Origin of the sequence: Phenylobacterium hankyongense (assembly GCF_003254505.1) — a bacterium.
GTDB lineage: Bacteria > Pseudomonadota > Alphaproteobacteria > Caulobacterales > Caulobacteraceae > Phenylobacterium > Phenylobacterium hankyongense.
Genome location: NZ_QFYP01000001.1, coordinates 1,731,316 through 1,746,333, shown reverse-complemented (window position 1 = coordinate 1,746,333; position 15,018 = coordinate 1,731,316). Strand labels below are relative to the sequence as shown.

Genomic DNA, 15,018 nt, shown 5'->3' with positions numbered 1-15,018 from the left:
GGCGACGCCCGAGACGGGCGGGGTGGGGCCGGCAGAGAGTCTCGGCCTCACCCACCCCGCTCGCCTGGCCGCGGGTCGCCCCGCTCAGACAGGGCGATTTTGACTCATTTGTCGAAAATGGCTCGGGGCAAAAATTTGGCCCGCTGCGGGGGATAATCGCAGCGGGCCTTATTTTTGAGCAGTCGCTCTGAAGAGCGGGCGTTTCCTCCCCGAAACGCCGGAGACTTCTGGACTTAGTCGCCGTCTTGTCTCTCGCAAGATGAAGGAACGGCAATTTTCTGCCCGAGTCAACGGGCCGTGCGCCGGTTCTGGGCAACAGTTGGTCAGAATCTCGTCCGCGAGCCCAAATTGTACGCTATTTTTTGACGCGTGAGTCAAAGAACGGCGTCTACGAGCGCCTCGAAGGGCGGGCAGCCGACCTCGTACACGAAATCCGGCCGCGCGGCGGTGACCGGCCCGAGGCCGGCCAGGGTCAGGGCGGCGGCGGCGGCGGCGATCTCGGCCGCCTCCACCAGCAGCCCGTTGGGACGTTTGGAGGCTCCGGCCGCCACCAGCCGGTCCACGGCCTCAGCCTCCGCGGCCCCGCCGTTGGCGGGCCACACCAGCGTGGCGCTCTTCAGCGCGCTGGCGCGGGCCTCGACCGCCCGCAGCAGGCGCTCGGCGGCGGCCAGCTGCGCCTTGCTCCAACCGGCCTTCAGGCTGGCGGCGAGCTGGGCCTGGCTCTTCAGGATCAGGCCGTCGGAGAGCACCTTCAGGCCGTTGGCCTGCAGGGTGGCGCCGGTGGTGGTGATGTCGACCACCAGCTCCGCCGCCCCGGTCGCCGGCGCGCCTTCGGTGGCGCCGCCGGACTCAGTGATCCGGTAGTCGACCACCCCGTGGCGGGCGAAGAAGGCGCGGGTCTGGGCCAGGTACTTGGTGGCCACCCGCATGCGCCGGCCGGTGCGCGCCAGGTAGTCGTGCGCCACCTCCTCCAGGTCGGCCATGGTGTCGACGTCGAGCCAGCTCTTGGGCGCGGCCACCACCAGGTCGGCGCGGCCGAAGCCCAGCGGCCGCAGCAGCAGCACCCGGGCGTCGAGCTCCGGGCCCCGCTCGCGCAGCAGGTCCTCGCCGGTGACGCCGAGGTGGACCTCGCCGGCGTCCAGGGCCTCGGCGATGTCGCCGGCCGAGAGCAGGCGGACCTGGGCGTCGGGCACGCCCTTCAGGCTGGCGATGTAGCCACGCGACCCGCCGCTGACCTGCAGCGGGACGCCGCAGTCGGCCAGCCAGGCCTCGACCTGTTCCTTCAGCCGTCCCTTGGAGGGCACGGCGATGATCAGCGGACCGCTCATGCCTCGCCTCCGGAGAAGGCGCGCCAGGGCCGCACCATGCAGCCCACCGCGCGTGCGCCCGAGGCTCCGCCGAGGCGGGCCAGGAGGCCGTCGTAGCGGCCGCCGACGGCCACCGGGCGGCCGGCGCCCAGGGCCTGGCTGCGCACCTCGAAGGTCAGGCCGTCGTAGTAGTCGAAGGCGTGGCCAAGCGCCGGGGCGAAGCGCAGGCGCTCGGCGGGGACTACGGCCGCGAGCTGCTCCAGCCGGACCCGCCAGTCGGCCAGGGCCGCCTCGAGGGCCTTGCCCTTGGCGCCGGCCAGTTCGCGCACCCGCGCCAGGCCGGCGGCCGGGGCGTCGGAGATGGCCATGAAGTCGGCGATGGCGCGGGCCTGGGCTTCGGTGAGCGCCGCGGCGTCGGCGGCTTCGGCCCGGCGCACCAGGCGCGCGGCGATCTCGCCCGGCCCGCGCCCGCCGACCGGTTCGACGCCGGCCAGGGACCAGACCTCTTCCAGCAGGGTGGCGGCCTTGTCCTCGCCGAGGCTGGAGAGCAGGGCCGCCAGTTGGCCGCCGCTGGCCGGCCGCGCCGGCTCCCCGGCCCTGGCCAGTTCGGCGTTCAGCAGGCGCGGACGCCCGGCGACCCGGGTCAGCCGCGCGGCGAGGGCCGCCGGCAGCGACAGGCTGTCGATGAAGGCGGCGAACAGGCCGACGTCGCCCAGCCAGAGCGTGAGGTCGTCCCGCCCGCCGGCCTGCGCCGAGCGCCAGGCGAGCGCCGCGATCTCGGCGTCGGCGTCGGCAGAGGTCCCCGCGCCGGCGTCGAACAGCTCGACGCCGAGCTGCAGGAATTCCTCGGCGCGGTCGGAGCCCTGGCTGGCGCGGAAGGCGGGGCCTTCGTAGACGTAGCGGCCGGCGGCGGCGCCGCGCTCCAGGTGGCCGCGGGCCACGGCGACGGTGAAGTCGGGGCGCAGGCAGGCTTCGGCGCCGCCCTCGGCCTGGACCACGAACAGCCGGGCGCGCATGGCCTCGCCGGCCAGGTCGAGCAGCAGGTTCAGGGGCTGCAGGATCGGCGCGTCGACCGGCTCGGCGCCGGCCGCCAGCATCGGCGCGCGGATGGCGGCCAGGGCGTCGGCCGGAACGGCGGGCTCGGTCCTCATGGGCGGGCGTCCAGGATCTTGCGGATGGTGGCCACCAGCTCGCCGCGCGGGACATTGACCTGCCCCGGCCGCTGCTCGCGCCAGGCGGCGTTGTCGGTGACGCCGGATGCCAGCTCGCGGCCGAGGTCGAGGTCCTTCACCGTCACCGTGCCGGCGGCGATCTCGTCGTCGCCGATGATCACCGCGGCGGGCGACAGGCGGCGGTCGGCGTACTTCATCTGCGGCCGCATGCCGGATGAGCCGAGGTAGACCTCGGCCGGGATGCCGGCGGCCCGCAGCTCGCCGGCGACGGCGAAGTAGTCGGCCATCCGGGCCTGGTCGAAGGCGATCACCACCACCGGCCCGCGCACCTCGGCGGCGAGGTCGCGGCCGGCGGCCTTCAGGGCGGTGGCGAGGCGCGAGACGCCGAACGAGAAGCCGGTGGCCGGGACTTGCTGGCCGGTGAAGCGCGCCACCAGGTCGTCGTAGCGCCCGCCGCCCCCGATCGAGCCGAACCGCATCGGCTGGCCACGCTCGTCCAGGGTCTGCAGCAGCAGCTCGGCCTCGAACACCGGGCCGGTGTAGTATTCCAGGCCGCGGACCACCGAGGGGTCGATGCTGGCGCGGTCGGGACCGACGCCCAGGCCGGTGAGCGCCGCGTCGATCGCCGCCAGCTCGGCCAGCCCCTCGTCGCCCTCGGCCGAGCCGCCCACCACGTTGGCGAGCGCATCGAGGGTCTCGCGCCGCCCGCCGACGCCGGCGGCGGTGAAGGCCAGCACCCGCTCGGCCGCAGAGGCGTTCAGCCCCGCGCCCTTGGTGAAGGCGCCGGACTCGTCCAGCCGGCCTTCGCCCAACAGCAGGCGCACGCCGTCGGCGCCGAGGCGGTCGAGCTTGTCGACGGCGCGCAGCACCGCCAGCTTCTGGCCGTCGTCGCTGACCCCCGCCGCGGCCATCAGGCCGTTGAGCAGTTTGCGGTTGTTGATCTTCAGGATCGCGGTGCCGGCCGGCAGACCGGCGGCCTCCAGCCCCTCGACGGCCATGGCGATGATCTCGGCGTCGGCCTCGGGTCGCGCGGAGCCGACGGTGTCGGCGTCGCACTGCACGAACTCGCGGTAGCGGCCGGGACCCGGCTTCTCGTTGCGCCACACCGGCCCGTAGGCGTAGCGGCGGAACGGCTTGGGCAGGGTCTCCCAGTTCTGGGCGGCGAAGCGGGCCAAGGGCGCGGTGAGGTCGTAGCGCAGCGCCATCCACTGCCCGCCACCTTCAGAATCTGCGTCGTCCTGGAGCGCGAAGACGCCTTCGTTCGGCCGGTCGGCGTCGGGCAGGAACTTGCCGAGCGCATCGGCGTACTCGAAGGCCCCGGTCTCCAGCGGCTCGAAGCCATAGCGCTCGTAGACCGAGGACACGGCGGCCAGGATCCGGCGCTCGGCCACCAGGTCGCGGGCGCGGCGGTCGACGAAGCCGCGCGGGTTGCGGGCCTCGGGGCGAGGGGCGTCGGTGCTCATGGGGCGCGCTTAGCCCGTGCCGGGCGGGCGCTCAAGGAAGGAAGGCGATCCATGCGTCGGGTCCTTTGCAGGAAGGGGCGACGGAGGGGGCCTAAAGCAGCAAGCCCCGTCCGCATCGGCGGGGCTCGGAGAGGGTTCGCGTCAGGCCAAGCGAACCCAAGCCGATCCCGCGAGGGTCGGATGGTGGGCGTGGCCGTGATGGTGCGCGAAGCGGGTCATCGGGGCGGCCTATAGCGGAGCCGGCGGCGAAAGGCGAGTCGGCGGGCCGGCCCGCTGCGGACGCCGCCGGGCCGGCGCCTTGGCGCGCGCCGGCAGCAGGGCGTCGAGCGCCCGGGCCAGGCGGACCGTCGATCGGATCTTGTCGGCGAAGCTCAGGGCGATGATCGGCCCGACGTCGGTCTTGTTGACGTCGACGATGTAGATGCGGCCGCTGTGGCGGTCGCGCAGTATGTCCAGGCCCGCCCAGTCGATGTGCATGGCGGCCAGGAAACGGGTGATCCGCGCGATCTCCTCGGGACTGAACACCTCGGCCGGGGTCTGCAGGGTCACCGACAGATTGTGGATCGAGAAGCGGTTGTCGGAGGGCTTGCGCTTGATCCAGACGGCGACCGGCGCGCCGCCGACGCAGGCGGTCCGCAGGTCGTAGGCGCAGGCGTCGTCCGTGGTGTCGATCAGCCGCTGGTAGTGCTGACCGGCGCGGCGAGCGGTGGGGCAGGACACGATCCGGCCGTCGTGGGCGCCGTTCAGCTCGCTCTTCTCGACGGCCTCGCCCGACCAGGTCGCCGGATCCACCGCCAGCGGATAGCCGAACACCGCCTCGAACACCGCGGCGACCCGCGACTTGGAGATGTCCGGGCAGCGGAAGTTGAACGCCGGCAGCAGCGGCGGGACCTGGCGTTCCGACCAGGTGGCGTCCTCGAAGGCGAAGGCGGCGTCGGCCTTGTCGGGCGAGGAGGCGATCCGCACTCCGGCCCAGGCCATGGCTGCCCAGACCAGGTACCAGGGCCTGGGGGTGTGCGGCGCGAACCACACCCGCGGCGCGTCCCGGCGCAGCAGCCGCATCGTCCAGGACCGGGCGCGGACCACCAGGTGGTAGCCGAACCAGACCAGCGCCTCGCCGACCAGCGTGCGGTCGAGTACCAGGTCAGCGCCGGTGTCGAACACCTCGACCCGCCCCTTGGCGAACCGGAAGTCGGACAGCCAGGAGCCGCGCCGCCGGGGGACGCGCAAGGGGCCGCCCGCCTCCCGCTCCGGATGGGGGGTGCGCAGCGAGGAGGCGAGGGCGGGCTCGGACAACAGGGCCCTCCAGGACCATCAGGGCGGCGGTCGTCGAGGATGACGAACGCACCTTCGCCATACGTCCCGGGCTGGACGAAGTTCCTTGGGTCAGGCCCGCCGGACCGCGACCGCGCCCACGGCGGCGATGCGCTCGACCCCCCAGTAGGCGGGCTTCAGCAGCAGGCTGGGGAACACGTCGGGGTCGAGCTCGCGGTACGCCAGGTCGCAGCCGGCGGTGTCGCAGGCCCGCGCCAGGCCCTCGCGCAGCGGATCGTTGCCGCGGACGATGGCGCTGCCGGTGTAGAGCAGCAGCGCGCCGCCGGGGGCGAGGCGCTCCATCGCCTGGGCCGCCCAGCGCAGGGAAATCGCCTCGCCGCGACGGCCGCCGCCGTGGCTGTAGATCGGGCCGCGGGCGCCGCCGACGTAGGGCGGATTGGCGACGACGAGATCGAGCGAGCGCGGCTGGTCGGGGGCGCCGTCGCCCTCGTGCAGCACGGCGGCGCGGTCGGCGAAGGCGGCGTTGACGGCCGCCAGCCGCAGCGCCCGCGGGTTGCGGTCGCTGAGCACCAGTTGGCCCTGCGGCGCCAGCGTCGCGGCGACCAGGCCGCCGACGCCGGAGCCGGCGCCGAGGTCGAGGATCGTCGCGCCGGCGGCCAGGGTCGGCATCTCCGCGCGGATGAAATCGGCGAAGCGGTAGCTGTCGGGGCCGAAAAACACCGCGTCGGGCGTCCTCGCCCGCAGGCTGGTGTGCAGGAACAGCAGGCGCCCCACGGCGGCAACCGCCAGGGTGCTCACGAACCCCGGGCCCGAGGGCCGGAGCATCTGCCCCTCGAGCATCAGGTCGAAGAGACGGGCGCCCACCAGGTCCGGCGTGAAGCGCAGGTTCCAGCCGAAGACGTCGGCCAGGTCGCGGGCCGCCCGGCCGCGGCGCCCGAGCAGGATCCGGCGGTAGGTGTTCGGCGCGGGCGTGGTGAAGCCATAGGCTTTCTCGGCCAGGCCGCGGAGGACCGCCAGGCGCGCCTGGTCGACCGGATCGGTGAGGTGGGCGCCGGTCAGGATCGCTTGTCCCGGCCGGCCCGGGCGACGCTCTCGCGCCGCAGCGCCAGCATGGCCTCGGGCATGCCCTTGGCGACCGCCGAGCGCACCATGCTGACGGGGACCGGCCCGTTCACCGCCACGTCGGTGTGGTAGGCGACGTGCGAGCCCTTGCCGCCATCGATCGGCGTCAGCCGCCATTGCCCTTGCGAGGTCTTCCAGTCGCCCGCCACGCGGTGGAAGGACAGCGACCGGGGCGCGTCGAAGTCGGCGCGGAAGACATTGCGCATCTCCGACTTCAACAGGCCGCCCTTCAGGCGGTGCTCGCGGATCTCCCAGCGGTCGCCCGGCCCCTTCTGCAGCACCTTGCAGCTGATCAGCCGGGGCATGAACGAGGTGGCGTGCTCGCAGTCGCGCAGGGTGGCGAACACCACGGCCGGCGGCGCCGCGACGTCCATGCTGGCGCTGACGCTGGCCGCGGAGCCGGAGGTCGCCTCGGCGTGGACGACGGGGGCCGCCTCATAGGCCTGAGCCAGGGCGCCGGAGGCTCCCGAGGCGAGGCCGGCGGCGGCGAGAACGGCGAGGGAGAGTTTCATGGGAGCAGGAAGGCCCGCCGGCGGCGGTTGTTCCCGCCGCCCCCCGCCGCGAAATGCGAGTCGCGCCGCCGCGGCGGCGCGTGCGATAAACACCTGGGGCGTTTCTAGCGAGGTTCCACGTGATGCGGCGGATGATCCTGGGAGGTTTCTGTCTCGGCCTGATGGCCTCCGCCGCGGCGGCCGCGCCGCAGGCGGTGAACGCCGAGCTGATCCGGCTGCACGACGACCTGCACCTGAGCGAGGCGCAGGAAAGCGCCTGGCAGGCCTACACCACGGCCATCGCGCCCGACCCGCAGGCGGAGGCGCGCCATCGTTCCACGAGCGAGTTGCTGCCCCTGGTGCCGACACCCCGACGCATCGCCCTGATCCAGGCGACCATGGCCGCCGACCAGGCGGATTTCGCGCGCCAAGGCGCGGCGGTGACGGCCTTTTACGGCCAGCTCAGCGTCGATCAGCAGCGGACCTTCGACCAGGACACCTTGGCCGGTGCGGGGCCCGGCGCCGGGCCCGGCCGCAGCAATATGGCGGCCGGCGCGCCGGACGGGCGTCCCTAGCCCCGGCTCAGCAGGGAACCCAGTTGTAGGCCTGCCGGGCCGCATCCCAGGACCACGAGCCGCAGGCGGGGGCCGCCTGGGCCGCAGGCGCCGGCGGAGCAGCGTCATAGACCGGCGGCGGCGGCGTGTTGTTCTCCACCGTCACGGTCCGGGAGTAGCCGTAGAACGGGGCGTCGTAATAGTCGTACCAGGGGGAGCCGTAGGACCAGGGGCCGTAGCCGGCGTTCAGCCCCAAGGCGAAGCCCAGGCCGAGACCGCCCGCGTAGTAGGGATAGCCGCCGCGGTAGTGCGAATAGCCGTGGTCGCCGCGATAGCCGCCGGCGTAATGGCCCTCGCCATCGCCGTAATGCGGTCCTGAGCCGTAGGCCGGGCGGACGCCGCCGGGATGATAGCCGCCGATCGCCGCCGGGCCGGGCCCACCGTGGAAACCGCCGCCGTGGAACCCGCCGCCGCCGCCGTGAGAACCGCTCCCGCCGCCATGTGATTGCGCCAGTACCGGCAGCGGCGCCGCCAGGATCGCTGCGCCCGCGAGCGCCGCCAGGATCGTTTTCAAAGCAGACCTCCATCAAGAGGCCGAGGGTCACTAGGGCCGACGGTCGTACCTGTCGCGGCGAGGTGCGCGGCAGACAAAAGATAGGTTGCGGACCGCCCGCCGGAAAGGCCCAGCTCGATAGCGAGGCCGTGAAACGCGGTCAGCGCAACCTGGCGATCAGCGCCGCGGTGGAAGGATCGTGGTCGCCGGCCGGCCCGCCCTCCAGCTCGGCCAGCACCCGCGTCGCCAGCGTCTTGCCGAGCTCGACGCCCCACTGGTCGAAGCTGTTGATCCCCCAGAGCACGCCCTCGACGAAGGTCTTGTGCTCGTAGAGGGCGATCAGGGCGCCGAGCCGCTCGGGATCGAGGCGGTCGATCAGGAGGAAGCTGGTCGGACGGTTTCCGGGGAAGGTCCGCTGCGGGGTCAGCGCGTCGATCTCGGCCGGCGGGAGGCCCCTGGCCTGAAGCTCGGCGCGGACCTCGGCTTCGGAGCGGCCGACCAGGAGGGCTTCGGCCTGGGCGACGGCGTTGGCCAGAAGCTTGGTCTGGGCGGCGGGGTCGCCCTCCGAGGCCTGGCGCACGGCGACGATGTCCACCGGCACGATGTCGCTCCCCTGATGCAGCAGCTGGAAGAAGGCGTGCTGGCCGTTGGTGCCGGCGTCGCCGAACACGCTGGCGGCGGTGGCGTGGGCGACCGGGCGGCCCTCGGCGTCCACCCGCTTGCCGTTGGACTCCATCTCCAGCTGCTGGAGGAAGGGCGCGAACAGGCGCAGCCGCTGGGCGTAGGGCACCACCGCGCGGATCGGGCGCTGCAGGCCGTTGCGGTTGAAGACGTGGGCCAGCGCCAGCAGCACCGGGGCGTTGGCGGCCAGCGGCGCCTCGACGAAGTGCCGGTCCATGGCGTGGGCCCCGGCCAGCAGCCGCTCGAAGGCCTCGAAGCCCAGCGCCACGGCGCAGGACAGGCCCACCGCCGACCACAGCGAATAACGGCCGCCCACCCAGTCCCAGAAGGCGAACACCTGGCCGGCCGGCACGCCGAACGCCTGGGCCCTGTCCGGCGCGGCGGAGACCGCCACCAGATGCCGGTCGGCGCCCTGCCCCAGCTTGGCGCGCAGCCAGGCCCGCGCGGTCTCGGCGTTGGTCAGGGTCTCCTGGGTGGTGAAGGTCTTGGAGACCGTCACCACCAGGGTCTCGGCGGGGTCGAGGCCGGTGAGCGCCTGGGCGAGTTCGGCCGGGTCGACGTTGGCGGCGAAGCGCAGCTCGATCTGCGGCTGGAGGGGGCGCAGCGCCTCCCAGATCAACCGGGGGCCGAGATCGGAGCCGCCGATGCCGATGTGGACGATGGCGCGGAACGGCTTGCCGGTGGCGCCGGTCAGCGCGCCGGAGCGCACCTGGTCAGCGAAGGCGCGCATGGCGGCGCGGGTGGCGTCCACCTCCGCGGAGACCGGCGCGCCGGCGGCCTTGAAGTCGGCGCCGGGGGGCGCCCGGAGCGCCGGGTGCAGGGCCGGGCGGCCTTCGGAGCGGTTGACCACCTCGCCGGCGAACAGCCGGTCGCGCGCGGCTTCGACGCCGGCGGCGGCGGCGAGGTCCAGCGCCTCCTCCAGGTCCGGCAGCGACCAGGGCTGTTTGGAGAGGTCGAGCTCGAGGCCCGCGGCGTCGAGCGTCAGGCGCGCCAGCCGGTCGGGCTCGAGGGCGAACAGGTCGGCGATGCGGCGGACACGGGCGCGCTCGGCGGCGGCGTGCAGGGCCGCCCAGGCGGCGTCGAGCTGAGACAAGCGAAAACCCCTCGAGACTGAAAATCAGGCTGGCGCGTACTTAACGCTGCAGCCGTAGGGACGGGTCACGGGCTCGGCCACCGGCCGGCCGGCCTTGAGGTCGGCCAGGGCGGCGGCCACGTAGTTCTTGGCGCCCTTCAGGCTTTCCGGATCCCAGTAGGGCCGGTCGTCGATGCCGCCCATGTAGGCCAGCCGCCCGGCCGGATCGATGACGAACATGTGCGGCGTCGCCTTGGCTTCGTAGGCGCGGGCCATGCGGCTGTCGACGTCGAGCAGGATGTCGCTGGCGGCGGAATGCTGCTTCGCCTTCCAGGCCTGGGCGGCGGGAGCGGTGAAATAGCCCTCCATGCCCGGCCCGGCCGAGGCCACCGTCAGCCAGACCACGCCATCGGCGGTCGCCGCGCGCTGCAGGGCCTGCATGGCGCCCGACCCGTAGTGCTTGGCGCAGTAGGGGCACTCGCTGTTGGTCCACTCCAGCACCACGGTCCTGCCGCGGAACTCGGCCAGCGAACGGACGCGGCCGGCGGCGCCCTTCACCCGAAAGTCCGGCGCGGTCTGGCCGAGGGTCGGGGCCGCAAACGCCGGCGCGGCGACGCCGGCCACACCGGTGGCGGCGAAGGCGGCGATCAGGGTGCGGCGGCGGATCGGCATGCCCTCAGGCTCCCGCGTGGCCCCGGGCGGCGGCGTCGAACGCCTTGACCACCACGCCCTCGGTCAGGATCGAGGGCAGGATAACGCCGTCCCCGCCGCCGGCGCCATAGACCAGGTAGAGCGGCACGCCGGCCCGGCCGTAGCGGGCGAGGTCGGCGGCGATCACCGCGTTGCGGTTGGTCCAGTCGGCCTTCAGGTAGACCACGCCGTTGCGCTTGACGGCCTCGGCGACCCCCTTGGTGGAGAGCGCCACGCGGTCGTTGACCTGGCAGCTGACGCACCAGGCGGCGGTGTAGTTGACGAACACCGGCCGGCCCTCGGCGCGCAGCGCGGCGAGCCGCGCGGGCGTGTAGGGCTCCGACGCCAGCTCCGAGGCGTCCGGCGTGGCGGCGCCGGCGGCGGGCGGCGCGCCGTAGCGGGGCCAGACGGCGCTGGTCAGCGCCAGCACGGCGAGCAGGCCGGCGGCGGCGTTGAGGGCCAGGGGCTTGCGGCCCTCGGCGGCGCGGCGCTGGGCGAAGCCGGCCAGCCAGGCGGCGAGCGCCACGACGATGGCGGCGGCCAGCACCCGGGCCAGCCCGTCGGGCCCGCTCTGCTGGGCCAGCACCCAGACCAGCCAGGCGGCCGCGCCGTACATCGGAAACGCCAGGGCCTTGCGGAACACGTCCATCCACGGGCCGGGCCGCGGCAGGCGCGACAACAGGCCGGGGATGAAGGCCACCAGCACGAAGGGCGCAGCGAAGCCGATCCCCAACGCCAGGAAGACGGTGAGCGCGGCGACCGGCGTCTGGGTCAGGGCCCAGCCGAGCGCCGGACCCATGAACGGCGCCGTGCAGGGGGCGGCGACCACCACCGCCAGGGCGCCGGTGAAGAAGGCGCCGGCCAGACCGTCGCGGCTGGCGAGGCCGGAGCCGACGCCCTGCAGCGACGTCCCGACCTCGAACACCCCGGAGAGGTCGAGGGCCACGGCCAGCATCAGCAGCGCCAGCACGGCCACCACCGGCGGCGACTGCAGCTGGAAGCCCCAGCCGACGGCCGAACCCGCCGCTTTCAGGGCGATCAGCCCGCCCGCCAGCGCCAGGAAGGTGGCGACGGCGCCGACGCCGAACGCCAGGCCCTGGCGTCGGGCCTGGGCCTGCGCCTCGGCGCCCCCATGGCCGGCCAGCGAGGCGGCTTTCATCGCCAGCACAGGGAAGACGCAAGGCATCAGGTTGAGGATCAGCCCGCCCAGGAGCGCGAACAGCGCCGCCGAGGCCAGGCCCAGGCTCGCGCCGCCGCCGGCGGCGACCATCCGGGCCGGCGGCGGCCCGAGGCCGGCGGCGCCGGCGGGCGCCGGGCCGGGCGTCGCGGCGACCTCGTAGGCGCGGTCGCCGAGCACCAGGACGCCGTCGAGCTTGGCGGGGCCGGCGCCCTTCTGGAAATCGTAGCCGGGGGCGAGCGTCAGGGTCAGGCCGTCGGGGCCGCGCTCGATCCCCTGGGGCTTGGCGTGGTCGATGACCGTGCCGGCGTAGGGATAGAAGTAGGCCCCGGCCATGTCGGCGCCCTTCAGCGGCGGGCCGGCGATGGCCAGCGCGACGCCGGCGCCGCGCTTTTCGAAGGCGGCGGTGAGCGGCGCGGGCTTCGGCGTGGCGGCCAGGGCCCGGTCGATGGCCGGACCCCATTTCGGATCGGCGGGCGCAGGGCCGGCGGTGACCGGCAGGGCGATCTGCAGGACGGCGTCTTCCGGCACGCAGATTTCGGCGCAGACCAGGAAGCTGGCGGCGGCCTTCAGCGTCGCCGCCTCGCCCGGCCTGGCGTCGGCCGGGGCGGTGACCGGCACGGGCAGCAGCACCTCGCCGGTGTAGCCGTAGTTGACCAGCGGGCCGGTGGGCTGGCGGTGCGGGGTGGGCCAGACGATCTCGCCGGCGCGCCAGCCGGCCGGCAGGGTCCAGCCGATGCGGGTCGCCTCGCCGGAATCGCCGGGATTGCGCCAGTAGGTGTGCCAGCCCTTCTGGATCTTCTGGCGCAGCGCCACGTAGACCGTCTGGCCGGGCGCGATCCCTTGCGCCTGCGGCACGAGCTCGGCCTCGATATGGCCGGTGTTCACGGGCGCGGCCACGGCCGTTCCAACAAGGCCAGGCGCGAACATCGCCAGCGCCGCGATCAGGCCTGCCAGAAACCGCATCGTCACCTCGTCGAGCCGAACCGCTCCGCGGCTATATGGCCTGTCGGCCGCCTTTGCGCAAAGCGAGGCTCGACTTGGCGGGCGCAGCGCGGCCATGATCGCCGGGACCCCGTTTCGCCACATCCCAGGAGCCGCCCGCCCGTGCCAGCCGCGTTCGACGACATCGAGATCGGCCAGGTCGTATCCCTGGGCCATGCCGCGGTGGACCCGGAGGCCCTGACCGCCTTCATCGTCGCCTTCACCCCGGGCTGGGCCGCCGACCGCGGCGCGCCGGACTCCATGGTCTACGCGATCTGGGCGCGGCTCGACGCGGTGGCGCACACCGCCTGGCCGCAGACCAAGCGGCTGGGGGTCGACGCCCTGCGCTGGATGCGCAACCCGCCCGCGGGCGAACTGCTCCGCGGACGGATGACGGTGATGGCCAAGGACCCGGTGGGCGAGGGCAAGGGGATCGTGATCTGCCAGCACGACCTGCTCGACGAGGCCGGCCGGCTGGTCTTCTCCTGCCTGACCCGAGGCGTCTTCGCCCGTTAGGACTTAGGCGTTGGCCGCCTCGGGGGTGGTCGGGCCGCGGGTCAGGGCGAGCGCGATCAGGCGGTCCCAGCCGACCAGCGACAGCAGGTGGGCGTAGATCTGCGCCAGGGCGCCGTTGTCGCGCAGCTCCACCAGCTTCTCGGTCGGCAGCGCGTTGAGCTTGTCTTCCGAGACGCCGAAGTAGTCGGCGATCTTCTGCGGCTCGGCCGCCGTGCCGTCGGGGTTGGTCGGGGTGAAGGTGGCGACCTTGCCCTCGAACAGGTCGAGGTCCTTCAGCAGCTGGACGAAGCTCATCGTCCGCTGGCGCTCGATCTCGAAGTTGTTGCAGAACTCGATGCAGTTCTGGGTGTACTCGCTGGGCTTGCCGTTCTCGAAGAACGGCATGTCGCCGCCGGCGACGATGAACTCGGCCTTGCGGTCGATGCACAGCACCATCTGCTGGGCTTCGGAGTCCTGGGCGAACACGAACGGATAGCGGCGCACGTAGGCCGGGATGTAGACGCCCGGCTCGAACAGGCCGTTGTCCTGCACGAACATGTTGTCGCCGGCGTTCAGGCCCATCACGGCGATCGGCAGCTTCTCGTCGCCGACGAAGATGATCGGGCCGGTCACCGCGGCCAGCGGGAACTCGCCCACCGTCAGCGGGATGGCGTGGCCGGCCTTGGCGAAGCCGAACGGCCCGTCCATGCGCTTGACGCCCAGCTTGCCGTGCATCTCCGGGGAGAGCGGCTCGGGCTGCGAGTAGAAGAGGACGTTGCCGGAGATCTGGCCGAGGCCGGGCTGGGCGGTCGTGGTCATTGAAAACCTTCGAAGCAAGAGCGCGGCGCCTGAGGCCGGTCCAAGGCCCGCGCGCGCGAAGTCGCCGCTTCTAGCCGATAGCGCGTGAGGCGGCAAATGCGCTGGACGCGCGGCTTGCGCGCCGGCGGCCGAGCCGCTTCAATCCTGGCCATAAACAGAGAGCCGCCGAGGCCGATACTTCCGGAGGAATTTCATGCCCATCTATTACCCCGACATCCTCGACCAGCAGACCGCGCCGCGCACCTTCACCTACGGTGACAAGGACGTGATGCTCTATGCGCTGGGCATCGGCATGGGCCGCGATCCGATCGACGCGCGCGAGCTGCCGTTCGTCTACGAGAAGGACCTGAAGGTGGTGCCGACCGCGGCCACGGTGCTGGCCTCGGGCATGGGCCGCGCCACCCGCGCGCCGAGCGAGCCGAAGCCCGGCCATCGGCAGAGCCAGATCAACTTCCTGATGGTGGTGCACGGCGAGCAGAAGGTGGAACTGCACCGGCCGCTGCCGACCTACGGCACCTTCACCGCCGAGAGCCGGACGATCGGGGCCTACGACAAGGGCAAGGACAAGGGCGCGGTGATCGTCAACGAGACGGTCTGGACCGACGAGGCGGGCGAGAAGGTCGCCACCCTCACCGGCTCGACCTTCGCCCGCGGCGACGGCGGGTTCGGCGGCCCCACCGAGGGCGCGCCCGAGCCGCACCCGGTGCCGGAGCGCAAGCCCGACCTCTCCGTCGACATCGACACCCGGCCCGACCAGGCCCTGCTCTACCGGCTGAACGGCGACCGCAACCCGCTGCACTCCGATCCCGAGATCGCCCGGCAGGCCGGCTTCCCGCGGCCGATCCTGCACGGGCTGTGCACCTACGGGATCACCTGCCGCGCGGTGCTGCAGGCGATCACCGGCTATGACCCCGAGCAGATCCTCAGCCACCAGGCGCGGTTCTCCGCCCCGGTGTTCCCCGGCGACACCGTCACCGTCGACCTGTGGAAGGACGGCGGCGTGATCTCCTTCGAAGCGCGGGTGAACGCGCGCGGCGCCACCGTGATCAAGAACGGCAAGACCGTGCTTCGGTCCTAGGCCCTCCTCGAAGCCCTCTCCCCCTTGCGGGGAGAGGGTTGGGAGAGGGGGTGTGAGCTCGGCTTTCCGGGACCGGGCGGCGCAC

General features: G+C 73.3%; 14 protein-coding genes. 3 read left to right on the top strand and 11 right to left on the bottom strand.

What is annotated here, in order from left to right:
- Positions 1-374 precede the first annotated feature (374 nt).
- The 6 genes from hisG to DJ021_RS08430 form a co-directional block, all read right to left on the bottom strand.
- Positions 375-1,328, bottom strand: a complete 954-nt coding sequence (gene hisG / locus DJ021_RS08455) for an ATP phosphoribosyltransferase (protein ID WP_111457126.1) — start codon at positions 1,326-1,328, stop codon at positions 375-377.
- Complete coding sequence (locus DJ021_RS08450; protein WP_111457125.1) at positions 1,325-2,458, bottom strand: ATP phosphoribosyltransferase regulatory subunit; 1,134 nt, start codon at positions 2,456-2,458, stop codon at positions 1,325-1,327. The genes hisG and DJ021_RS08450 overlap by 4 nt, the downstream gene beginning before the upstream one ends.
- The gene (hisS, locus tag DJ021_RS08445; RefSeq protein WP_111457124.1) at positions 2,455-3,942 is read right to left on the bottom strand and encodes a histidine--tRNA ligase; all 1,488 of its coding nucleotides are present in this window, start codon (positions 3,940-3,942) and stop codon (positions 2,455-2,457) included. Before hisS ends, DJ021_RS08450 begins: the two co-directional genes overlap by 4 nt.
- 228 nt (positions 3,943-4,170) lie before the next feature.
- A complete protein-coding gene (locus tag DJ021_RS08440; protein WP_207801792.1) occupies positions 4,171-5,238 on the bottom strand; it encodes an ATP-grasp domain-containing protein in 1,068 nt (355 codons plus the stop codon).
- Positions 5,239-5,328: 90 nt separating this feature from the next.
- On the bottom strand, positions 5,329-6,081 hold the full coding sequence (locus DJ021_RS08435; RefSeq protein ID WP_111457123.1) for a methyltransferase: 753 nt from the start codon (positions 6,079-6,081) through the stop codon (positions 5,329-5,331).
- A 191-nt stretch (positions 6,082-6,272) separates the two neighbouring features.
- On the bottom strand, positions 6,273-6,851 hold the full coding sequence (locus tag DJ021_RS08430) for an SRPBCC family protein (RefSeq protein ID WP_111457122.1): 579 nt from the start codon (positions 6,849-6,851) through the stop codon (positions 6,273-6,275).
- 131 nt (positions 6,852-6,982) lie between these two features.
- On the opposite strand from DJ021_RS08430, the gene DJ021_RS08425 reads away from it, so the two are divergent.
- Positions 6,983-7,405 (top strand): Spy/CpxP family protein refolding chaperone, encoded by a 423-nt coding sequence (locus tag DJ021_RS08425; protein ID WP_165837151.1) that lies wholly within the window; start codon positions 6,983-6,985, stop codon positions 7,403-7,405.
- A 7-nt stretch (positions 7,406-7,412) separates the two neighbouring features.
- Here the strand turns inward: DJ021_RS08425 and DJ021_RS08420 are convergent, their stop codons facing one another.
- From DJ021_RS08420 to DJ021_RS08405, 4 genes are all read right to left on the bottom strand, one after another.
- A complete protein-coding gene (locus DJ021_RS08420; protein WP_111457120.1) occupies positions 7,413-7,958 on the bottom strand; it encodes a hypothetical protein in 546 nt (181 codons plus the stop codon).
- A gap of 139 nt (positions 7,959-8,097) precedes the next feature.
- Positions 8,098-9,711 carry a glucose-6-phosphate isomerase gene (gene pgi / locus DJ021_RS08415; protein WP_111457119.1) on the bottom strand — a complete coding sequence of 538 codons (1,614 nt, stop codon included), beginning with the start codon at positions 9,709-9,711 and terminating at the stop codon, positions 8,098-8,100.
- A gap of 24 nt (positions 9,712-9,735) precedes the next feature.
- Positions 9,736-10,362 (bottom strand): redoxin domain-containing protein, encoded by a 627-nt coding sequence (locus DJ021_RS08410; protein WP_111457118.1) that lies wholly within the window; start codon positions 10,360-10,362, stop codon positions 9,736-9,738.
- 4 nt (positions 10,363-10,366) lie between these two features.
- Positions 10,367-12,523, bottom strand: a complete 2,157-nt coding sequence (locus DJ021_RS08405) for a protein-disulfide reductase DsbD family protein (protein ID WP_111457117.1) — start codon at positions 12,521-12,523, stop codon at positions 10,367-10,369.
- Positions 12,524-12,664: 141 nt separating this feature from the next.
- Between DJ021_RS08405 and DJ021_RS08400 the strand changes: the two genes are divergently transcribed.
- A complete protein-coding gene (locus DJ021_RS08400) occupies positions 12,665-13,057 on the top strand; it encodes a hotdog family protein (protein ID WP_111457116.1) in 393 nt (130 codons plus the stop codon).
- 3 nt (positions 13,058-13,060) lie between these two features.
- Here DJ021_RS08400 and DJ021_RS08395 read toward each other — a convergent pair whose 3' ends face one another.
- Complete coding sequence (locus DJ021_RS08395; RefSeq protein WP_111457115.1) at positions 13,061-13,855, bottom strand: SapC family protein; 795 nt, start codon at positions 13,853-13,855, stop codon at positions 13,061-13,063.
- Positions 13,856-14,048: 193 nt separating this feature from the next.
- Here DJ021_RS08395 and DJ021_RS08390 point away from each other — a divergent pair, with 193 nt between their 5' ends.
- Positions 14,049-14,933, top strand: coding sequence for a MaoC/PaaZ C-terminal domain-containing protein (locus DJ021_RS08390; RefSeq protein WP_111457114.1), 885 nt, complete (start codon positions 14,049-14,051; stop codon positions 14,931-14,933).
- Positions 14,934-15,018 lie beyond the last annotated feature (85 nt).

What these genes read in the sequence shown, in the direction of transcription:
- hisG (WP_111457126.1), bottom strand. Translation starts at nt 1,328, where the DNA reads ATGAGCGGTCCGCTGATCATCGCCGTGCCCTCCAAGGGACGGCTGAAG.
- DJ021_RS08450 (WP_111457125.1), bottom strand. Translation starts at nt 2,458, where the DNA reads ATGAGGACCGAGCCCGCCGTTCCGGCCGACGCCCTGGCCGCCATCCGC.
- hisS (WP_111457124.1), bottom strand. Translation starts at nt 3,942, where the DNA reads ATGAGCACCGACGCCCCTCGCCCCGAGGCCCGCAACCCGCGCGGCTTC.
- DJ021_RS08430 (WP_111457122.1), bottom strand. Translation starts at nt 6,851, where the DNA reads ATGAAACTCTCCCTCGCCGTTCTCGCCGCCGCCGGCCTCGCCTCGGGA.
- DJ021_RS08425 (WP_165837151.1), top strand. Translation starts at nt 6,983, where the DNA reads ATGATCCTGGGAGGTTTCTGTCTCGGCCTGATGGCCTCCGCCGCGGCG.
- DJ021_RS08410 (WP_111457118.1), bottom strand. Translation starts at nt 10,362, where the DNA reads ATGCCGATCCGCCGCCGCACCCTGATCGCCGCCTTCGCCGCCACCGGT.
- DJ021_RS08405 (WP_111457117.1), bottom strand. Translation starts at nt 12,523, where the DNA reads ATGCGGTTTCTGGCAGGCCTGATCGCGGCGCTGGCGATGTTCGCGCCT.
- DJ021_RS08395 (WP_111457115.1), bottom strand. Translation starts at nt 13,855, where the DNA reads ATGACCACGACCGCCCAGCCCGGCCTCGGCCAGATCTCCGGCAACGTC.
- DJ021_RS08390 (WP_111457114.1), top strand. Translation starts at nt 14,049, where the DNA reads ATGCCCATCTATTACCCCGACATCCTCGACCAGCAGACCGCGCCGCGC.